Source organism: Spiroplasma endosymbiont of Apeira syringaria (genome assembly GCF_964020205.1).
Classification (GTDB): Bacteria; Bacillota_I; Bacilli_A; order Mycoplasmatales; family VBWQ01; genus Spiroplasma_E; species Spiroplasma_E ixodetis_A.
Window position 1 is genome coordinate 1,144,319 of record NZ_OZ026543.1, and the last position, 20,924, is coordinate 1,165,242.

The following is a 20,924-nucleotide window of genomic DNA, read 5'->3' on the forward strand; positions in this document are numbered from 1 at the left end:
TAACCCATCCAGAATAATGAAACTGAATGAATTCAACAATGCTTTTCAAACTGAACAGCAATGTCTTGCATATATAGCAAATTTGAAAGAAAACAAATGTATTAGGTGTTTTAGTTTTAATTTGAATACTTCTGATTTAAAAAGAATGAGATGTTTAAAATGTAATCAAACATTTAGCATTCTCACAGGCACCATATTTTCAAGGTCACAAACATCTTTAACATCTTGGTTTTATCTTATCTTTAGATGAATAAACACCAAACATGGAATTCCATCAACAGATATTGCAAAAGAATTGGGAGTGACTTTGAAAACTGCTTGAAGAATGACTCATAAAATCAGAACACGTATTGCAAAACAAAAACCTCAATTTATTGTTGAAGGTACAGTGCAAATTGATGAAATGTATCTTTCACATATGGGTTTTAAAAAACAAGGAAGATCCTTGGTGAATAAAACCTTGATTGTTGGCATTTATCAAAAAACAACCAATAATTTAAGGCTTTTCTCCCTTTATGTATTATTTTAATTTTATCACATAAATGCTGAGAAAAGCCTATCTACGGACTTCTCCCCACATTTTTAAATCAAACATAGAATTACAGTTTCAAAACTAGGTATCTTGTTGAATTTATATGCAGCTTCTTTAGCATATAAATGAACATGATGTTTTGCAACTTTGATATGTGTTTTAAATGTTCTTCTTATATGTTTTCAAACTGATTCAATTTGGTTGGTATTTACACCAATTTTTGAAACATAGCCATCTTGATGGTTAACTGTTTCATGCTTAGTGAAAACTGATTTAAAATCGCAATATCCTTTTCAAGAATCAGTATATACAAGACATTTTGAAGAAATGTGGTTTTTTGCAAACTGCAAAAGATTTTTACTCTTTGCGTTTTTCAATACTTTCACAATTAAATTATTGGTTGTTTTTTGATAAATGCCAACAATCAAGGTTTTATTCACCAAGGATCTTCCTTGTTTTTTAAAACCCATATGTGAAAGATACATTTCATCAATTTGCACTGTACCTTCAACAATAAATTGAGGTTTTTGTTTTGCAATACGTGTTCTGATTTTATGAGTCATTCTTCAAGCAGTTTTCAAAGTCACTCCCAATTCTTTTGCAATATCTGTTGATGGAATTCCATGTTTGGTGTTTATTCATCTAAAGATATGGATGGGTTACACTTTATTGGACTGGATGGGTTACACTTTATTGGACACTAATTACGTAGACAAGTGAACAAAGAAAGGAACTATAATTATGGCCAATATTAACTCATATACCGATGAATTTAAAAAACAAATAGTAGCTTTATATCAAAGTGGCAAATCAGTATCTTGCCTTGCTAAAGAATATAATGTTACAAGAGCAGCTACTTACAATTGAATTAAGCAATTTACTAATTCAGGTAGTTTTAAAACTAAAGATAATCGTTCTGTTGAAGAAAATGAATTAATTAAATTAAGAAAAGAATTAAAACAATTAAGAATGGAAAATGATATTTTAAAGCAAGCAGCACTAATAATAGGCAGAAAGTAGAGATTATTGCAAATAATAAATCTAAATATAAAATTCGCACAATGTGTCATTTTTTAAAACTCTCTAAATCAACATATTATTTTAATTTAAAGAAAAAAAATAAAATTCAAAATAATATTTATGAACAAGCTGTTATTAGTGCTTTTAAAAAAAATAAAGAAGTTTATGGTACTAGAAGATTAAAAGTCATTCTAGAAAACCAAGAAATTTATTTATCAAGACGAAAAATTAAAGAAATTATGAATAAACATAATTTAATATCAAAATACACTAAATTATCATTCAAAAATTATCATAATAAAGTCAATGATAGTCAAATAACCAATCTTGTTAATAGAAACTTTAATAATAGAGTTAAAAATGAAGTTATTGTTAGTGATTTAACTTATGTTCAAGTAAATGGTAAGTGAAACTATATTTGTTTATTAATTGACCTATTTAACCGCGAAATAATTGGACATAGTGTAGGTACTAAAAAAGATGCATCATTAGTATATCAAGCATTTATGCACTCAAATCGCTGTTTAAAAGATATTCAAATATTTCATAGTGATCGCGGTAATGAATTTAATAATAAAATTATTGATAAACTTTTACTAGCATTCAATATTAATCGCTCTTTAAGCAAAAAAGGTTGTCCTTATGATAACGCTGTTGCTGAAGCAACCTTTAAAACTTTCAAAACCGAATTTATTAATGATAAAAATTTTACATCATTAATCCAATTAAAATTAGAATTATTTGATTACATCAATTGATATAACAACATAAGAATTCACGGCACTTTAAACTACTTAACTCCAGTTAATTATCAAAAACAAATGTCTACCAAAAAATAGTCCTAAAAAGGGTTGCCATTCCAATAAGATAAAACCAAGATGTTAAAGATGTTTGTGACCTTGAAAATATGGTGCCTGTGAGAATGCTAAATGTTTGATTACATTTTAAACATCTCATGCTTTTTAAATCAGAAGTATTCAAATTAAAACTAAAACACCTAATACATTTGTTTTCTTTCAAATTTGCTATATATGCAAGACATTGCTGTTCAGTTTGAAAAGCATTGTTGAATTCATTCAGTTTCATTATTCTCTCCACAAGTACATGTGGGGAGAAGTCCGTAATTTAATTGTGAAAGTATTGAAAAACGCAAAGAGTAAAAATCTTTTGCAGTTTGCAAAAAACCACATTTCTTCAAAATGTCTTGTATATACTGATTCTTGAAAAGGATATTGCGATTTTAAATCAGTTTTCACTAAGCATGAAACAGTTAACCATCAAGATGGCTATTTTTCAAAAATTGGTGTAAATACCAACCAAATTGAATCATTTTGAAAACATATAAGAAGAACATTTAAAACACATATCAAAGTTGCAAAACATCATGTTCATTTATATGCTAAAGAAGCTGCATATAAATTCAACAAGATACCTAGTTTTGAAACTGTAATTCTATGTTTGATTTAAAAATGTGGGGAGAAGTCCGTAGATAGGCTTTTCTCAGCATTTATGTGATAAAATTAAAATAGTACATAAAGGGAGAAAAGCCTACATTTTAATAACAAATGAATTTTAACATAAAAAATTATAAAAACAAATATAAAACAAAAACGTTACTTAACTAACCTAGTAAATAATACATTAAAATTAGTTTTTTATTTTACTAAAGTAATACTTTTAAATTTAAAAGTACGTATACCTTGAAAATCAATTAAATTTTCAATATCAATAGCAGTGATAATAAAATGATATGTAGTGTTTTTAATTTTATATGTAAAATCATATTTTAAATTAATTGTTTCGATATTATTGATGGTAGTTTTAGTCATAGTAATATCAGAATTATTACCTATTTTTTTATTAATGCCGGTTGTGTTATCAGCATCAAAATAAACTTCATAGTTATCTTTAATTCATTGATTATTATTAGCAGTAATAATATTTTTAATTCCTAATTTATGACTTTCATAAGTAGTACCAAGTAATAAATTTAAGATATTATTTAGTTGACTGTTTGGTTCAAGCATAGTTTTTTGTAAAATATCAAGTATTGAACCTTGAGTAAAAGTTGGATATTCTCGATCATCTTTATTAATGTGTCCACCTAATGATTTATATAATTCTTCGACATCGGTTGCTGTTACATCACTTTTATTAATTATGTTTTTTAGAGTAACAATAGTATCATTTTTAAGAATTATTAAGAGACCAGTAGTATTATTAAATAAAAAATTCTCTAAATCTTGTAGATCAATATTAATACCTTCATTACCTTGGTATTGTTCTGAAATTTTGGTAATTAGATCAGTAATACTAGTAATAATGTTTTTAACACTATCTGTATTAATTGCTTTGATAATGGTATCAATTAATGGACTAGGATCATATGCACTATCACCAATAAGCCCGCCTAAGGTTAAATTTGCTGATATAGGTAAAGGACCAATTTTAACTTTTAAATTAAGTTTAACATCATAAAGAAATGTATCGAAACCACGAGTTTCTTCTGTAGTTTTACCAAATACGGTTAGAAGTATTTGTTTTAATTTTTCTGGTTGGCTAATTAAAGATTTTATAGTATTGATAATATCAAGTAAATTATAGCTACCAGGACTTGGCTTTGATGGATAACCATTACCAATTGTTAAATTTTTAACACCTTCAGTAATATCGGGCATATCTAATATTCATTTTTTAATAACCGAAATAATTGCTTCAATAATTGTTAAGATATAAAGTGGGTTAGTTAAAAGATAGGGAAAGTATTTTTCAATATCAGCAAAAAATCCTTTATCATCAAATTGAACATCCGGTGGATTTATACCATTAACAGTTATATATTCTGAAAGAATATTACCTAAATACCTTGGAGTTTTACCATCTTTACCAAAAATTTTATTGTCTTCACTCATTTTTCAAAACAAGTAATTAATTAAAGTTCCACCATGATATAAATCATAATCTTGTTTTGATTTTCAATTTTCAACTTTATGACCAGTAAATTGACCAAAACTTGGACTTATTTTTCATTTTCCATCATCATTTCAAGCGCTATAAGGTTGACCACTATCATCTTTTCAATTATTCATAAACTTAGTTAATGTTTCTTCATCAGTGGGTGTAGAAGTTTGTTGATCAGATCAACTGCCATTGACTAAATTACCAAATACTCTAGTTATCGGATTTAAAAAATTAGGACCATAGTTATTAATTAAATTAGCAACTAATTGTAATCCAGATGGTAAACTGCTTAAGTCACCTTGTAATGATTTTAAAAAACTAGAAATGGGGTCCATACCAGCACCTACAACTATATTTTCTAATTGTGGGTTAGCCATAATTGATATAGTTCTAATATAATCAAGTGATGAAAAAACATCATTAACTTGCTTTTTACTATTGATGGTTTTAGTTAATTCACCTGTTCCAGAAGCTTTAAAAAAATTATTAGGATCAAAGTTATTTACATCAATTTTTCCATTTTCCCCTCAACGTGTTTGTAAATCACCTCAATTATTTAAACTAGTATTTTTAGTTAAATTATTAATACTATTATTTTTAATTTTTCCCATAATATCATCATTAGTACTACTAGTATCAGCACCTAACTCTTTTGACATAACCATACTTTTAATTAAAGCAGAAGTTTGGTCAGCAAAACTTTTAGCGATACTATTAGTTACACGGTTAACATAAAAATTAAAGGTACAAGCCGATAGAGGTAAAATAGTGGCACTTGCTATTAAGATAATTCCTAACTTGGTAAATACTTTTTTCATAGCAGTTCTCCTTAAATAAAGTGTTATTTTTGTCAATTTTATTTTACTAAAATTTAATATATTTAACTCTGAAAATAATTAAATTTATTTCTTACAAATTGTATCATTAGTTATTTTAATTTTAAAATTTATTTAAATAAACAATTTAAATATGGTAATATATCAAACAGAGAAAAATTAAACATTATAAAAACTATCTATTATTTATTTTAAAATTATCCTATATATTAATTTTGTATAAGTGTGATATTATTAATCCATATGTGAACTTAATAATTAAAATTAAATGCAAAATTTTAATTTCAGGAATTAGGGAGAACTGTAATGGCAAGGTTAAATAAACGCGAAAAAGCGAATAATAAAAAAATGGTATCTACTAATAAGAAATCAAAAAAAAGTTTATTTAAGAATGCGTTACTATTAAAGCAGACTTTAGTTGCTACATGAAAAAGTAAATTACAATTAGTTATTTTACTATTACTTACTGCTTTTGCAACTTCGTTGGTTACTGGAAGTTGAATATCATACGTTAGAATGATTGAAGGAAGTAATCAATTAGGATTAAATGATCTTAAGTTTGATGCTGTTTTACCTTATTCACCAGTGTCGCAAGGTATTAAACAAATTGCTAATCAAGCTTTTAGTTTAAAGTTAGGTCGATTTTATGTTCAAGATGGAACTAATAGTAAAAGTACTAAAGCGCTTTATTTTGATGATACAAAAATAGGTACAGATCAAGAAATACTACCAATCACTAAAGATAACTTAACTATTGATTATACTCGTGATAATACAGGCAATATTACTGGGTTTAATGATATAAGATGAACAAATCCGGATAATCCTTTAGTTTTTAATTTGAATAATAATAATGTTAAAGCAAGCATCTATGGTCAATTATTATTAAAATCAAAAAATGCTGCTAATGAAAATTTAAAAAACCATTTTAAAACAGCAGCAGATGATTTATATCGCGATGTTTTCTTAAAAAAAACAGCACCCAATATTCTTCAATCTATTAATACTTTTATTAAGGAATGGATTACAAAACATTCAACAGATCCGATATTAAAGGAAACTGATAATGATAAAGTTACCACTTGAATTTTAGAAAATAAAATAAATTTTAGATCTTCTTCTAATGATGCTACTATTCCTGATAGTGTTAATTTGCAAGATCCAACAGAAAGAAATGAACTTTTTATTAAAGTAGTTAAGGAAACTGAAACTGATCCAAAATTAGATAATGAGTATGGTATGAATGGTCAATGAATGAGAATTTATCGTAATTTTTCTGCAACAGAATCAGATAGTAAGATTTATACTAATTTTACTAATACTTCTATTGGTTATCATTCACCTTTTAACTATAATGTGATTAGTGATGGCACTGAAAGAGATGCATTTTCTACATATTTAATTCGTGCGGTTGCAGCATTACAAATGCGTGATTTATATGTTCGTAATCAATTTACTGCCAGTGCTGGAGTAATTAATAATACTCAAATTAATACTAAAATTATTGATATTGGTTTACCTAATGCTTTAAATCATACTAATCTAAAAGTATTTGAAGGTGTTGCACCAACAAGTAAAAATGAAATAGTTATTACGCCACAATATGCAAGAAAAAATAAAAGTAATAAAGCTTATAAACCAGGCGATCATATTAATATTAATGGTACTGACTTTATTGTTAGTGGTATTGGTGGTGATGCTTATGATATTTATCCAACGATTAGTGACTTAGATCCAATTCCTAATACAAGAACTGAATTTATTGCTTATGTTACACCTTCAGCATGAAATGATGGAAATTGATATAAGACAGCAGAAAAAACCGATAATACTTTAATGTATTTTACAAAATGAAATAATATTCCTAAAAATAGTATTCATGAATTTGATGTTGATTTATTTAATGATTTTTTTCAAAAAACAATATTTAGTGATAATGGTGTTAGTGATTTAAATCAATATGATTATAATAAGTATTTAGTTGAGAAATATGGTAATACTAACCCAACACGACAATCATCTTCTACATATCTTATTAATCCAAATCCTGTAGTTACAAGTAGCAATAGTCAGTTTTCGCTTTATAATAGTAAAGAAAAGATATTTAATTCAGCAATAATTGGGTTTTTATTTGCAGCAATAGCAGGCGTATTATTTTTACTAGCGGTTGTTATTTTTATCACCACTTTAATTGTTAAAAAGGCAATCCAACATGGACAAGTTTCAATGGGTATTTTAAAATCAATAGGTTATAAAACATGACAAATTACGATTTCTTATTTGGCATATCCATTATTAACGCTATTAATTGCAATTCCAATTGGCTGAATTGTTGGTCTTGTAATTCAGGTATATTTAACTGAGATTTTTAATACTTTATTTGTTTTACCATATAATGTTTATAACTTTGATGTTGTTCCATTATTTATTTCAATTGTTTTAATTATTGGTTTTATTACAGTTGTTACTTTATTAACTGCCTTTCGTCTTTTAAAACGTGATCCTTTATTTTTAATTAAAAAAGATAGTGATTTAGCTTTAGGTGTTCCTAAAAGTAGAGCTAGCAAGTTTTTACAAAATAATTTTCGTCTTCGTTTTTTATTATCATTATCAAAAACTAGTTGAAAAAAAATTTTAGTTACTTCGGGAGTTATTACTTTAGCTTCACTTTCAATTGTAGCAACAACACTAGTTCCTGCCACTATTAATAGTTTAAAAGTTAATTATTTCAAAACTCAAAAATATAAAAATTATTATGAGTATCAAACACCAATGCCGAATATGCCGATGAGTAAATATGGATTATATTCATGAGATTTTTTTAATCGACCAAGTGGTGAGAAATATTATCCAACTTATGGTGCTATGCCTTGACCTGAAGATAAAATTGTTTATGATGAGAAAAAGGCACGTGTTGGATGATATAATCAATTATTGTTTAAAAAAGAAAAATTAACTAATAATTTTGCTGATATTTTTACTTTCGATTCATCTTTTCCTGAATCTGAAAGAGCAGAGTTTATAAAAAAAATGTCCTCTTATTATCAAGAACAATCAACAGGGACATTAGGTCTTAATGATTTAGTTTGATCATATAGTTGATTAGGTGGCAAAGCTTTTAGTAATCAGTTAATAACTGATTTAAGTAAAGAAGATAATACACCATCAAAAATATTTTCATATAATATTGTTAATTTTGCAAGTGGCCAATTACCTAATATTTTGCAGGTTCCCAATCCTGGAGTTCCCCCTGGTCCAGAGGCAATTAAAGAAATTTTAAATCAAGTATTACCGGGCTTTGTTCGTCAGAGTATTGATAGTTTGCCAAGACCTAATATTAAAGAAGATCCTTATGATTATTTTAGTATTGGTCATAATACTATTGCTTTTAATCCAAAAACTACTAATAATGGTGATATTAATGGACCAGATGAAGAATTAGTAACACAGTTTAAAGTTGGTGTTGATGAAAGTACAAAAATTGCTAAAAAAGAACTAATGGATGTTATTGGGATTAATCCCAATACTGCAATGTTAGTATTAAAAAATGATGAAGTTAAAGCTTTAAAATATAATGCTAATGCTAATGCTATTCCAATAGTTATCAATCGTGCTTTTCAATCTAAATTTGGATTAGATGTTGGTTCACAATTTAGTGGTGTACCACAAGTTAATACTTTATGTTATAAAAATATTGATGGTAAAAGTATTCCTTTACCAAAAGAAAATTGATATTACGGTGAAACACCACCAACAGATTCTTATACTACAAATGGTGGCATCTGATCAAAAAGTGGAACAAAATGAAATTATCGTGGTGATCAAAAAATAAAATTATCTGATAATAGTAAAGAATATAGTGATATCCATGGTACTAGGTATAATGGTATGTATGATGAAAAAGGACAACCAATTATAAATAATGAACCTAGTACTTGAAATAATATTAATGATATTTGATTAAAATTGCCTTCTGATATTGATCATCATGCTATAGAGGGTACAATTCCAACAGCTGATGGGACTAAAATTATTGAATTTAATTTAGAAAATATTTCCGATTTAACAGGTAAATGAATTAGACCTTTTTCATATGATTTGGTAAAGTCATATAATGGATTTGATCCTAAAGATCCATTAAGTATTTTATTAAACCGCCCAGCAGAATGATTTATGGGAATGGTTAATAATAATATTTTAACTAAAGAAAATAATATTAATGCTAATAGTTTACAAGCTGATATTAAAAATAACATGCCAACATGATGAAAAAATATTACAGGTAATGATAATCCACTTCATACATATCAAGTTGTGGGAATTCAAGATTCTTATGATACTCCTAAAGCCTATGTTGATCAAAAATGAGCTAATGAAATTATGGGTTATAGTTATATTGATGATAATCCTTATTATTCAGGAACGGATGTATTTCAATGATTTAATGGTAAGTTAAGTGCTAATGCTAATGTTTTTGATTTAATTGGAAGAATGAGTTTTAAATCAAATTTAGATGATTATACTATTTATGCAACCACTAGTTTAAGTGGTAATCAAAATATACCAATGGTCAAAAAAAATTATTTATTATCAAGACAACAAGCAATGCTTACTAAAATGTCAGATATTGCTTTCAGTGCTAGTGCTTTATTTATTGTGACAACGATTATTTGTTCAATATTAATTGTTATTATGATTACTGATTTATTTACCGATCAATTTCGTCGTTTTATGGCTCATATGAAAGCAGAAGGATATACTAATTGAGAAATTAATTCTTTTACTTTAGGTATTTTTACACCTTGAGTATTACTTGGTTATATTGTAGGGTTTGCCCTAGGTTACCTTGCTATTTATGGTTTAATTAATATTCTTATTAGTTTTGTTGGTGTGGCTTTACCATTTACAATAACATGATGAATATTACCAGTAAGTTTTATCATAATTGGTGGTATATATATTTCAACATTTATTATTAATAATCATGAATTAAATAAAATGAATTTAATTGAATTATTAAAATCTGATGAATAAAATAAAGTTCACTAAAGAATGTTTGGTAAATTTAAATAGGCTTTTCTCCCTTTATGTACTATTTTAATTTTATCACATAAATGCTGATAAAAGCCTATCTACGGACTTCTCCCCACATTTTTAAATCAAACATAGCATTACATTTTCAAAACTAGGTATCTTGTTGAATTTATATGCAGCTTCTTTAGCATATAAATGAACATGATGTTTTGCAACTTTGATATGTGTTTTAAATGTTCTTCTTATATGTTTTCAAACTGATTCAATTTGGTTGGTATTTACACCAATTTTTGAAACATAGCCATCTTGATGGTTAACTGTTTCATGCTTAGTGAAAACTGATTTAAAATCGCAATATCCTTTTCAAGAATCAGTATATACAAGACATTTTGAAGAAATGTGGTTTTTTGCAAACTGCAAAAGATTTTTACTCTTTGCGTTTTTCAATACTTTCACAATTAAATTATTGGTTGTTTTTTGATAAATGCCAACAATCAAGGTTTTATTCACCAAGGATCTTCCTTGTTTTTTAAAACCCATATGTGAAAGATACATTTCATCAATTTGCACTGTACCTTCAACAATAAATTGAGGTTTTTGTTTTGCAATACGTGTTCTGATTTTATGAGTCATTCTTCAAGCAGTTTTCAAAGTCACTCCCAATTCTTTTGCAATATCTGTTGATGGAATTCCATGTTTGGTGTTTATTCATCTAAAGATAAGATAAAACCAAGATGTTAAAGATGTTTGTGACCTTGAAAATATGGTGCCTGTGAGAATGCTAAATGTTTGATTACATTTTAAACATCTCATTCTTTTTAAATCAGAAGTATTCAAATTAAAACTAAAACACCTAATACATTTGTTTTCTTTCAAATTTGCTATATATGCAAGACATTGCTGTTCAGTTTGAAAAGCATTGTTGAATTCATTCAGTTTCATTATTACCTCCACAAGTACATGTGGGGAGAAGTCCGTTTAAATATTTAAATTTACCAAATTAATAGTCAAATATGTATACTTTATTTGAAAACTAAATATTGTTTTTAACTCATTACTTTATTTTAAAGTAAATGGGTTTTTTATTTTGAAAGGAGAAAAAAAGAATTTTGAAAGATAAATCATTAATTTCTAATTATTATGATATATTAAATGTATTACCAACAGCATCAGTAGCAGAAATTAAAAAAAAATTCAAACAGACTGCTCTAAAAACTCACCCAGATAAAAATAATAATCCTCAATCAAAACTTAAAATGCAAGAATTGAATGAAGCAAAAAGAATATTAACAGATGAAAACTTAAGAAAAGTTTTTGATCAAAAACTTTTTATTTACTTTTTACAAAATGGTAATAATAAGGAAGTTATTTATTTTCTTACTAATAAAATAAATAATTTAAATATAAATGAAAAAGATAATTCTGGTAATACTCCTTTACATTATGCATTTTTTCATAATTTTTTAGAAACTGCAGATCTATTAATTAAATATGGCGCTAATATAAATGTCAAAAATAATAGAGATAATACTCCTTTACATTATGCTATAATGGGTAATGCTGATTTAAAATTTATTAATTTATTAATTGATAAGGGTGCTAATTTTATTGAAAAAGATAAAATGGGTAATGATAGTTTATCTTTTGCCAAAGATTTTTCAAAAGATAAGAAAATTTCTGAATTTTTTTTAAAAAAAATGAAAAAATTAAAAATAAAACAAAATCAAAAAAAATTATTAAATATAACTAAAAAAATTACCAATATTGAAAGAGAAATTACCAATATTGAAAGAGATATTGCACATTTTGAACAGAAAAAAATAAATTCAGTATTAAATTATATTATTATTATTTTTACTTTTGGTTGTGTTAATAAGAACAAAGATATAAATAAGGATATTTTAATTAAAACTGATCAACTTAAAAATTTATTATTAGAAAAAGAAATTGCTAATAATGAGAAACATGTATTTGAAGAAAAAATCAACCGATTAAGTTTTAATAAAACTAAAAAAATAAATGCAATGGATTTACAAAATCAACCGGAAATGTTTAGTAATCTGTGTAACTTACAAAAATAACTATGTTTAATTAATTCTAGTAAATATAATTAAATGACTAGAAAGAGTGAGTTACAGATGGCTAAAAAAGATAACTTTAATAATAATCATCCAATATCAAAAGCAGTAGATTTATTACTAGAAAATACTGAAGATTTAACAACAGTTTTTAAACCTGGCGGTTTATATAAAGAATTAACAAAAAGATTAGTTGAAAAAATGTTGAATTCTGAAATGCAAAATTATTTAGGATATGAAAAAAATCAACATAGTACTACTGAAAATGCTCGTAATGGTACAAGTTCAAAAAAATTAATAACTCAACAAGGTAAAATTGAAATTGATGTACCAAGAGATCGCAATAGTAATTTTACTCCTGTAATAGTTCCTAAAAGGCAAAGAAGATTTGATGGTTTTGATCAACAAGTTCTTTCCTTGTATGCAAAAGGAATGACATTATCTGACATTAGAATGCAGTTGCAAGAGTTATATCATGGTGCTGATATTAGTGAAAGTGTTATTAGTCAAATTACTGATGATGTTATTGATGATGTTAAAGCATGACAAAATCGACCATTAGAAAGTATTTATCCTATTGTTTATTTTGATTGTATAGTAGTTAAAGTACGACAAGATAAACGGATTATTAACAAATCAGTTTATATAGCATTAGGAGTTGATTTAGAAGGCAAAAAAGATGTTTTAGGATTATGAATTAGTGAAAATGAAGGTTCTAAGTTTTGATTATCTAATTTCACAGAAATGAAAAATCGTGGCTTAAATGATATTCTTATTGCTTGTAGTGATAATTTAACAGGCATGTCAGAAGCAATACAATCAGTTTATCCTAAAACAGAACATCAATTATGCATTGTTCATCAAATTAGAAATAGTTTAAAATATGTTTCATACAAACATCGAAAAGGTCTAGTTGCAGATTTAAAACCAATTTATAGTGCATGTAGTGAAGAACAAGCAATGCAAGCTTTAGAATCGTTTGAAAGTAAATGAAATAAACAATATCCTCAAATTACTAAATCTTGATATAAAAATTGAGATAATTTAATGGTTTTTATTAGTTATCCAGTAGAAATCAAAAGAGTGATTTATACTACAAATGCTATTGAATCTGTTAATAGTCAATTACGAAAAATCATCAGAAATAAAAAAGTTTTTCCTAATGATATGGCAGTTTTCAAAATATTTTACTTGGCAATTGAAAATATAACAAAAAAATGAACATTGCCTATTCAAAATTGAAATACAGCAATTGCTCATTTTATGATAAAATTTGAAGATAGAATTAATCTAAACTAGTACTTTATAAAACAAAGATACACAGATTATTAAAAAGCCTCAATGGTAAAGTTATTTTTTAGTTTGGTTTTTGTTTTACCTTTATTAGGTAGACTTTTACCAGTTGTTAATACTTTGGTACAAACTATTTATATGCAGTATTTAAGTTCTTTTGCTGGATTACATACTGTGACACTTTTTATTAAGTCGTTCTTTTATGATAGTTTATACACTTTACCTTTGCCTATTCTTGCTTTAATAAATGTTAGTTTTGTATTTTATTTAATTTTAGGATTATTTAGATTTACAAGACATTAGGAGTGAAATTATGTTTATACCTTTTATTACAACCGTTATGCAATTATTTGCTTCAATTTTTATGAAGTTTTTTAGTTTTCCACTTGGTGATTTAGGTTTTAATTTAGGTACGTTAATGATATTTTTGATTTTGCTTAGATTTGCATTTAGGGTTATTTTACCCGAGTTGATGTTGCCAACATTAGGGTTAGGATATGCTGTTAAGTTTATTGGTAAAAGTTCTGTTTCTTTGGGTGTTGGTACTGGTCAACAAATTGCTAAGAGTTATCAAAGACGTGTTGAAAAAGTAAAAACAAGAAATAAACAACAAGGTAAGTTTAAAGGTGGTTCTGGCGGTAATAATTTTACTGGTAGTTCAACTCGTGACTTTGGTATTGGTGATTAATTATGTCTAATTTTGTTTTTAGTATATTGCATTTTATTTTTATAGGCTTTTCTACCTTTATGTACTATTTTAATTTTATCACATAAATGCTGAGAAAAGCCTATCTACGGACTTCTCCCCACATTTTTAAATCAAACATAGAATTACAGTTTCAAAACTAGGTATCTTGTTGAATTTATATGCAGCTTCTTTAGCATATAAATGAACATGATGTTTTGCAACTTTGATATGTGTTTTAAATGTTCTTCTTATATGTTTTCAAACTGATTCAATTTGGTTGGTATTTACACCAATTTTTGAAACATAGCCATCTTGATGGTTAACTGTTTCATGCTTAGTGAAAACTGATTTAAAATCGCAATATCCTTTTCAAGAATCAGTATATACAAGACATTTTGAAGAAATGTGGTTTTTTGCAAACTGCAAAAGATTTTTACTCTTTGCGTTTTTCAATACTTTCACAATTAAATTATTGGTTGTTTTTTGATAAATGCCAACAATCAAGGTTTTATTCACCAAGGATCTTCCTTGTTTTTTAAAACCCATATGTGAAAGATACATTTAATCAATTTGCACTGTACCTTCAACAATAAATTGAGGTTTTTGTTTTGCAATACGTGTTCTGATTTTATGAGTCATTCTTCAAGCAGTTTTCAAAGTCACTCCCAATTCTTTTGCAATATCTGTTGATGGAATTCCATGTTTGGTGTTTATTCATCTAAAGATAAGATAAAACCAAGATGTTAAAGATGTTTGTGACCTTGAAAATATGGTGCCTGTGAGAATGCTAAATGTTTGATTACATTTTAAACATCTCATTCTTTTTAAATCAGAAGTATTCAAATTAAAACTAAAACACCTAATACATTTGTTTTCTTTCAAATTTGCTATATATGCAAGACATTGCTGTTCAGTTTGAAAAGCATTGTTGAATTCATTCAGTTTCATTATTCCCTCCACAAGTACATGTGGGGAGAAGTCCGTTTTTATATTTTCTAGTAAAGATATTCAAATATTTTTAAATCAACCAAATATTACTAATGAAGTTTATATTTTGTTTAATTTGACTTTTTGATTGGTATTGGGTGTATTTTTTAATTTTATTTATCGTGCTATTAAATTTGTTTTTAGGTCATTGTTTGGGTAGGTGTTAAGTATGAGTGTTTTAGAAATTTACAATAAAATACATCAATGTATAGTTGACTATTGAACTATGTTTATAGGTAATCCAGTTGATGATTTTACTACTATTTTATGAAATTTAGTAATTTATGGAACTCAGTTTTTTATTGGATTTGTTTTGTTTTATGGTTCATGGTGAATTTTAAAATGTTTATTTGGTAAATAATTATGTGATTTAAGTTTGCAAAATTATTTTTTGTTGTAAATACTTCTGTTCAAGCACCAACTAGTTTAATTGCTTCAAATGACCCTAATATTGTTAATTATGATATTACAAAAGAAATGGTTAAACATGTTAAATACCATAGTTTTGATGATTGAGCAACAATTCCATGAAATTCTGCTTATTTTGATGTTGACCAACCGGATTTAAAATTAGTAAGTGGTGAATTTATTGGTAATCAGGGTACTTATATATGTTCTTATTATAGTGATACAGTTGGTGTTCCGTCACAAGAGATAAATATGGGGTCTGGTGTTTATACTTTTAATAGAAAACAATTGGATGAATTTTCACGTATTATGTTTAATCATAATTATGTTGCAGAAAAGAATACTAATCGTTTTAATTTTGTTAATGCTGATAGGAGAGTTATAAATTTTCAAACACAGTTAAATTTTGAAATTGATAAACCTTTAAGTTTTTATATTCAAGGTTTTATGTTTTATTTTGAATATGAATATTTTAAAACTTTTACTGCTAATTTTGTTTTTAGTTTTTTAGATAATGTTGGTGATACAAAGTATGTTTTTAAAGGTAAGGTTGATAATGATATTTATCAGCAAGATTTATATAATTTTGTTACTATGCCTATTCGTGTTCCAAATTTAAGACATTTAACAGTATTTTTTGATGTTCATGGTGATTCATTTTCACATATGTCACCACGGTTAAATTTTGGTCAAATTAATATTTTTTCAAGTGAGAAAGTAACCCCAGTACCACCAAATAGTCCTTTTAATCCTGAGTATGAGCGTGTTAGTTGATATGATGTTTTTGGTCATTTGCGTAATTCTTTTAGGTGAGTACTTTATGGCGTTGTTGGTAAAGTTTTACCAGTAGAACCATTAAGAGAGTTTTTTACTAAACTTGACGGATTATTGAGACGTATTTTTGATGATACTATTAGTTGTGTTTTAAATGTTGATTTTACTAGTGGTTTAGAACAAGTTTTAACATTGTGAGTATTTTTAAAAGCAGTTGGGTTTTTAGTTGGTTAGGAGTTGAAATAATGCCTTGATATGGTTATGTTCTTTTAGGACTTTTATTATTAATAATATTGTATCCATTTTTAATAACTAGAAAAAATATAAAGATATTACAACGTGTAGGTAGTTATATTATTTCTGCACCTCCAAGAACTGGTAAATCTGCTCTTGCTTGTTGTTTAGCACAAAAACATAAAGGTAGAGTAGTAAGTCTTATTCCTATTAAAGTACGTAATTAATATAGTTATCGTTGTTCTTATGATGATGTTTTTAAATTTAATCAATTAAATAGTAATTATGCTTTTAAAGAGTGTGATATGGTTGTTTTAGATGAGTTAGGTTTGAAAATTAATAGTAATGATTTGTCACCTGAATTTAAAGAAACACAAGAAAGTTTGGGAATGTTTTGTAAATTAATAGGTCATAATTTTAATGGAATTATGTATATGATTGAACAACACCCCGATAGAATACCAAAACAAGCACGTGAAAAAGTGGAATATATTGTGCAAGTTAAAAGAATGCGTATTTTGTTATTTTTAGTTAAGTTTAAAGTAAATATTTACACTAATATTGATGATTATAATAAAGTTGTATTATCTAAAAGACAAACAAAGCGAATAATTAAACGTGGTGGTTTACCACCAAGTTATAGTGGTGAAACTATGACTTTTAGTTTATGATTTCCTAGGTCTTATTTACAAAGATATAATAGTCGTGCTTTAAATTATATTCATTCTTTAAAGAGTGAATTAAGTAATGTTAAAGACTATGAACAATCACAAGCATTAGATTTTACTGTTGATGATATTAGAGTAGTAGGATTAGATAAGTTGGATAATATATTACAAACTGAAAAGAAAGAAACTGAAAATACTGTATGCCGTGCTTGTTATTATAGAAATAAATATTCTAAGAAAAATAAGAAAGATGTTAAAATAGAGTAAACCTATATTATTGGTCGAAGCCAACCAGAACCTTCGTTGGTTGGCCGTGGCGTTTACGCCACTGGGGTAAGTTGCGAAGCAACTAGGGGCAACGCCCCTATATACTTGATTATGATTTGCAGAAAGTTGAGGTTTAAATGTATATGTACCTTAAAGAAGGGCAAATACTTTCAATTCATGCATATAAGCATAATGGCGATTTATATCGTAGTTGAAATAATTCAATTGTTTTAGAAGATACTGAAAAATATTTAGTTTTAGTAAATGAGAATGTAACAATTACTGAAATTAATGGTCGTAAATGAACAACCGTTGATCCAGCAATTTGGTTATTTTTTAAAAATGATTGATACAATATTATTTGTATGATTCGTAATGATGGTGTTCATTATTATTGTAATATTGCCAGTCCCTTTATTTTAGATTCGCAAACAGTTAAATACATTGATTATGATTTAGATATTAAAGTATTTCCTAATCGTTCTTATAAACTGTTAGATTTGAAAGAATTTAAAACTAATCGTCGAATATGAAAGTATCCAATACCTTTACAAAATATATTATGACAAAATATAAATAAATTAAAAAAAGGAGTTAAAAAAAATGAAATTAATTTATTTAATGATGATGTAATTTTAAATTATTGAAAAAATTACCAAAACCAAAGTTTACAAAAATAGTAAGAACATATGTTCTTACTATTTTTTATATTAAAAATTTTTATAATTAAATTAAATTTTTTTATAAAATAGATAATTTTTTTGCATAATTATGTTCTCTCATAATACTGTTTATATTACTTTTTTTACTTTTATTTTCAATACCATTATTTATATTTTGAATATCTATATCATTAAATTGTACGTTTTTTTTGTAATTATGATAATTAATAGCATATGTTCTTAATTTTTTTATTTCTTTAAACATTAAGTTTTTTATTTCTTGTTAAATTTCTTTATTCATTTTTTTACTCCTTTTAAAAATAAAAACCTATTTACTTTTTTTCTCAAAGTAAATAGGTTAAAAACAATATTTAGTTTATAGTTATTTTTAACATCTTTTTGAAAATTACAATGGGAGATTGTCAAAAATCCGGAATAAATTAATTCATATAGTCTTATTATAATTTTAGACAAGAAATAATTTGGATTTTTATGAAATTGTACATTTATCTTACTATTTTTTAAAAGATATTTAAACTAAAATACTTATTTTTAAAAATTACTAAAAAATTAAAAAATAAATTTAATATTTATAAACAACAAAAATTATTATTAAAACACATTTAATAAGTTTTATTTTATTTTGATTTTTTAAAAAAAAATTCAATTTTAATCTATAATAATTGTATTTCTGTATTTATCTTATTACATTTAAAAATAACCATTTTAATATAAATTAAAATATTATATGTTCTATTACCAAGCATTTCTTTTAAAACATGTCAAATATTTGTTTCAGTATAACAACCAATATTTCATTTTGCACTTTGATTTTCAATACCTTTTCGGACTTCTCCCCACATGTACTTGTGGAGGGAATAATGAAACTGAATGAATTCAACAATGCTTTTCAAATTGAACAGCAATGTCTTGCATATATAGCAAATTTGAAAGAAAACAAATGTATTAGGTGTTTTAGTTTTAATTTGAATACTTCTGATTTAAAAAGAATGAGATGTTTAAAATGTAATCAAACATTTAGCATTCTCACAGGCACCATATTTTCAAGGTCACAAACATCTTTAACATCTTGGTTTTATCTTATCTTTAGATGAATAAACACCAAACATGGAATTCCATCAACAGATATTGCAAAAGAATTGGGAGTGACTTTGAAAACTGCTTGAAGAATTACTCATAAAATCAGAACACGTATTGCAAAACAAAAACCTCAATTTATTGTTGAAGGTACAGTGCAAATTGATGAAATGTATCTTTCACATATGGGTTTTAAAAAACAAGGAAGATCCTTGGTGAATAAAACCTTGATTGTTGGCATTTATCAAAAAACAACCAATAATTTAATTGTGAAAGTATTGAAAAACGCAAAGAGTAAAAATCTTTTGCAGTTTGCAAAAAACCACATTTCTTCAAAATGTCTTGTATATACTGATTCTTGAAAAGGATATTGCGATTTTAAATCAGTTTTCACTAAGCATGAAACAGTTAACCATCAAGATGGCTATGTTTCAAAAATTGGTGTAAATACCAACCAAATTGAATCAGTTTGAAAACATATAAGAAGAACATTTAAAACACATATCAAATTTGCAAAACATCATGTTCAATTATATGCTAAAGAAGCTGCATATAAATTCAACAAGATACCTAGTTTTGAAACTGTAATTCTATGTTTGATTTAAAAATGTGGGGAGAAGTCCGTAGATAGGCTTTTCTCAGCATTTATGTGATAAAATTAAAATAGTACATAAAGGGAGAAAAGCCTAAAATTAAAATAGTACATAAAGGGAGAAAAGCCATTATTTAATCCCGAAAATAACCAATTAATAGGAGAGAACAATGGAAAACAACAACAAACCACAAACGAAATTTCCACAGAAACAAACTAAACTTAATCAAGCAGAAGTAGAAAATGATTATTTAATTGATAACATTCCTTATGACTTTACTAATATGATGCGTGCTACTAGTGACCCAGATATTAATAGAGCATATGATGAATTTAAAAAAAGAACGATATATATTTATGAAATTGAACGTTTATTTAAAAATAATGAAAATAATAGTTTAAAATTTTCAGCAAATACTATTAAAATAGGTTTTATTGATATTGATAAAGTATTAAAAACTACTGCTGTTGAAACATCTGATTTTACTATGCAATTAAATCAAAGAGCAAGTACTAATATTAATGATAATACAATTGAATATAGTATGACTGATATTAAAAATTTAATATTTCAAGAAATAAATTTATTAAATCAATTTAAGTTATATGCAGTTAGTATAAATGAACCTTTAACTGAAAATAATATTGATAATTTATATATAATTAATAATTATTCACAACCTTATCAAAATCCAAAAACTAGAAGTACTAAAAGTATAACTATTATTAAAATTAAAAAGGGAGCTTACCGATGTTGTCAATAATATTCAAATTTGTCTTTAAATTATAAGA

The 20,924-nt window shown here is 26.0% G+C and carries 22 protein-coding genes; 14 read left to right on the forward strand and 8 right to left on the reverse strand.

Features of this window, described 5'->3' with window-relative positions:
• Positions 1–16: 16 nt before the first annotated feature.
• Complete coding sequence (locus AACL02_RS07055) at positions 17–529, forward strand: hypothetical protein (RefSeq protein ID WP_339040430.1); 513 nt, start codon at positions 17–19, stop codon at positions 527–529.
• Positions 530–582: 53 nt separating this feature from the next.
• Here AACL02_RS07055 and AACL02_RS07060 read toward each other — a convergent pair whose 3' ends face one another.
• Positions 583–1,119, reverse strand: a complete 537-nt coding sequence (locus tag AACL02_RS07060; RefSeq protein WP_281748497.1) for an IS1595 family transposase — start codon at positions 1,117–1,119, stop codon at positions 583–585.
• Between the two features lie 154 nt (positions 1,120–1,273).
• Here AACL02_RS07060 and AACL02_RS07065 point away from each other — a divergent pair.
• Positions 1,274–2,391 (forward strand): IS3 family transposase gene (locus AACL02_RS07065; protein ID WP_422397810.1). Its coding sequence is split into 2 segments (ribosomal slippage): positions 1,274–1,544 and positions 1,544–2,391, totalling 1,119 coding nucleotides; the frame shifts between segments, so codons are not numbered across the junction.
• Here the strand turns inward: AACL02_RS07065 and AACL02_RS07070 are convergent.
• Positions 2,378–2,638 carry a hypothetical protein gene (locus AACL02_RS07070; protein ID WP_339040434.1) on the reverse strand — a complete coding sequence of 87 codons (261 nt, stop codon included), beginning with the start codon at positions 2,636–2,638 and terminating at the stop codon, positions 2,378–2,380. The genes AACL02_RS07065 and AACL02_RS07070 overlap by 14 nt on opposite strands.
• Before the next feature lie 18 nt (positions 2,639–2,656).
• On the opposite strand from AACL02_RS07070, the gene AACL02_RS07075 reads away from it, so the two are divergent.
• A complete protein-coding gene (locus AACL02_RS07075) occupies positions 2,657–3,019 on the forward strand; it encodes a transposase (protein ID WP_339040436.1) in 363 nt (120 codons plus the stop codon).
• A 188-nt stretch (positions 3,020–3,207) separates the two neighbouring features.
• Here AACL02_RS07075 and AACL02_RS07080 read toward each other — a convergent pair whose 3' ends face one another.
• A complete protein-coding gene (locus tag AACL02_RS07080) occupies positions 3,208–5,331 on the reverse strand; it encodes a hypothetical protein (RefSeq protein ID WP_339040438.1) in 2,124 nt (707 codons plus the stop codon).
• Positions 5,332–5,655: 324 nt separating this feature from the next.
• On the opposite strand from AACL02_RS07080, the gene AACL02_RS07085 reads away from it, so the two are divergent.
• The gene (locus AACL02_RS07085; protein ID WP_339040440.1) at positions 5,656–10,383 is read left to right on the forward strand and encodes an ABC transporter permease; all 4,728 of its coding nucleotides are present in this window, start codon (positions 5,656–5,658) and stop codon (positions 10,381–10,383) included.
• Between the two features lie 120 nt (positions 10,384–10,503).
• Here the strand turns inward: AACL02_RS07085 and AACL02_RS07090 are convergent, their stop codons facing one another.
• Positions 10,504–11,325 (reverse strand): IS1595 family transposase, encoded by an 822-nt coding sequence (locus AACL02_RS07090; RefSeq protein WP_339040442.1) that lies wholly within the window; start codon positions 11,323–11,325, stop codon positions 10,504–10,506.
• Between the two features lie 167 nt (positions 11,326–11,492).
• On the opposite strand from AACL02_RS07090, the gene AACL02_RS07095 reads away from it, so the two are divergent.
• From AACL02_RS07095 to AACL02_RS07105, 3 genes are all read left to right on the forward strand, one after another.
• Positions 11,493–12,464, forward strand: coding sequence for a DnaJ domain-containing protein (locus AACL02_RS07095; RefSeq protein WP_339040444.1), 972 nt, complete (start codon positions 11,493–11,495; stop codon positions 12,462–12,464).
• A gap of 57 nt (positions 12,465–12,521) precedes the next feature.
• Positions 12,522–13,760 (forward strand): IS256 family transposase, encoded by a 1,239-nt coding sequence (locus AACL02_RS07100; RefSeq protein ID WP_339043665.1) that lies wholly within the window; start codon positions 12,522–12,524, stop codon positions 13,758–13,760.
• 307 nt (positions 13,761–14,067) lie between these two features.
• On the forward strand, positions 14,068–14,442 hold the full coding sequence (locus AACL02_RS07105; protein WP_339040446.1) for a hypothetical protein: 375 nt from the start codon (positions 14,068–14,070) through the stop codon (positions 14,440–14,442).
• A gap of 126 nt (positions 14,443–14,568) precedes the next feature.
• Here the strand turns inward: AACL02_RS07105 and AACL02_RS07110 are convergent, their stop codons facing one another.
• Together AACL02_RS07110 and AACL02_RS07115 are read right to left on the reverse strand one after the other, a co-directional pair.
• Positions 14,569–15,003 (reverse strand): IS1595 family transposase, encoded by a 435-nt coding sequence (locus AACL02_RS07110; RefSeq protein ID WP_339040448.1) that lies wholly within the window; start codon positions 15,001–15,003, stop codon positions 14,569–14,571.
• Positions 15,004–15,390, reverse strand: a complete 387-nt coding sequence (locus tag AACL02_RS07115) for a hypothetical protein (RefSeq protein ID WP_339040450.1) — start codon at positions 15,388–15,390, stop codon at positions 15,004–15,006.
• Here AACL02_RS07115 and AACL02_RS07120 point away from each other — a divergent pair.
• The 5 genes from AACL02_RS07120 (at position 15,336) to AACL02_RS07140 (ending at position 18,460) form a co-directional block, all read left to right on the forward strand.
• Positions 15,336–15,464, forward strand: a complete 129-nt coding sequence (locus AACL02_RS07120; RefSeq protein ID WP_339040452.1) for a hypothetical protein — start codon at positions 15,336–15,338, stop codon at positions 15,462–15,464. The two genes, AACL02_RS07115 and AACL02_RS07120, sit on opposite strands and share 55 nt — an antisense overlap.
• Before the next feature lie 328 nt (positions 15,465–15,792).
• Positions 15,793–16,845 (forward strand): hypothetical protein, encoded by a 1,053-nt coding sequence (locus tag AACL02_RS07125; protein ID WP_339040454.1) that lies wholly within the window; start codon positions 15,793–15,795, stop codon positions 16,843–16,845.
• An 11-nt stretch (positions 16,846–16,856) separates the two neighbouring features.
• Positions 16,857–17,072 (forward strand): hypothetical protein, encoded by a 216-nt coding sequence (locus tag AACL02_RS07130; RefSeq protein WP_339040456.1) that lies wholly within the window; start codon positions 16,857–16,859, stop codon positions 17,070–17,072.
• Between the two features lie 78 nt (positions 17,073–17,150).
• Positions 17,151–17,780: a hypothetical protein gene (locus tag AACL02_RS07135; protein WP_339040458.1), complete on the forward strand. Its 630-nt coding sequence runs from the start codon at positions 17,151–17,153 to the stop codon at positions 17,778–17,780.
• A 143-nt stretch (positions 17,781–17,923) separates the two neighbouring features.
• Complete coding sequence (locus tag AACL02_RS07140; RefSeq protein WP_338961175.1) at positions 17,924–18,460, forward strand: DUF402 domain-containing protein; 537 nt, start codon at positions 17,924–17,926, stop codon at positions 18,458–18,460.
• A gap of 61 nt (positions 18,461–18,521) precedes the next feature.
• On the opposite strand, the gene AACL02_RS07145 is transcribed toward AACL02_RS07140, so the two are convergent.
• A complete protein-coding gene (locus AACL02_RS07145) occupies positions 18,522–18,707 on the reverse strand; it encodes a hypothetical protein (RefSeq protein WP_339040460.1) in 186 nt (61 codons plus the stop codon).
• A gap of 491 nt (positions 18,708–19,198) precedes the next feature.
• The gene (locus AACL02_RS07150; protein WP_339040462.1) at positions 19,199–19,378 is read right to left on the reverse strand and encodes a hypothetical protein; all 180 of its coding nucleotides are present in this window, start codon (positions 19,376–19,378) and stop codon (positions 19,199–19,201) included.
• Here AACL02_RS07150 and AACL02_RS07155 point away from each other — a divergent pair.
• Together AACL02_RS07155 and AACL02_RS07160 are read left to right on the forward strand one after the other, a co-directional pair.
• Complete coding sequence (locus AACL02_RS07155; protein WP_339040464.1) at positions 19,324–20,145, forward strand: IS1595 family transposase; 822 nt, start codon at positions 19,324–19,326, stop codon at positions 20,143–20,145. The genes AACL02_RS07150 and AACL02_RS07155 overlap by 55 nt on opposite strands.
• A gap of 157 nt (positions 20,146–20,302) precedes the next feature.
• Complete coding sequence (locus AACL02_RS07160; RefSeq protein ID WP_339040466.1) at positions 20,303–20,896, forward strand: hypothetical protein; 594 nt, start codon at positions 20,303–20,305, stop codon at positions 20,894–20,896.
• Positions 20,897–20,924 lie beyond the last annotated feature (28 nt).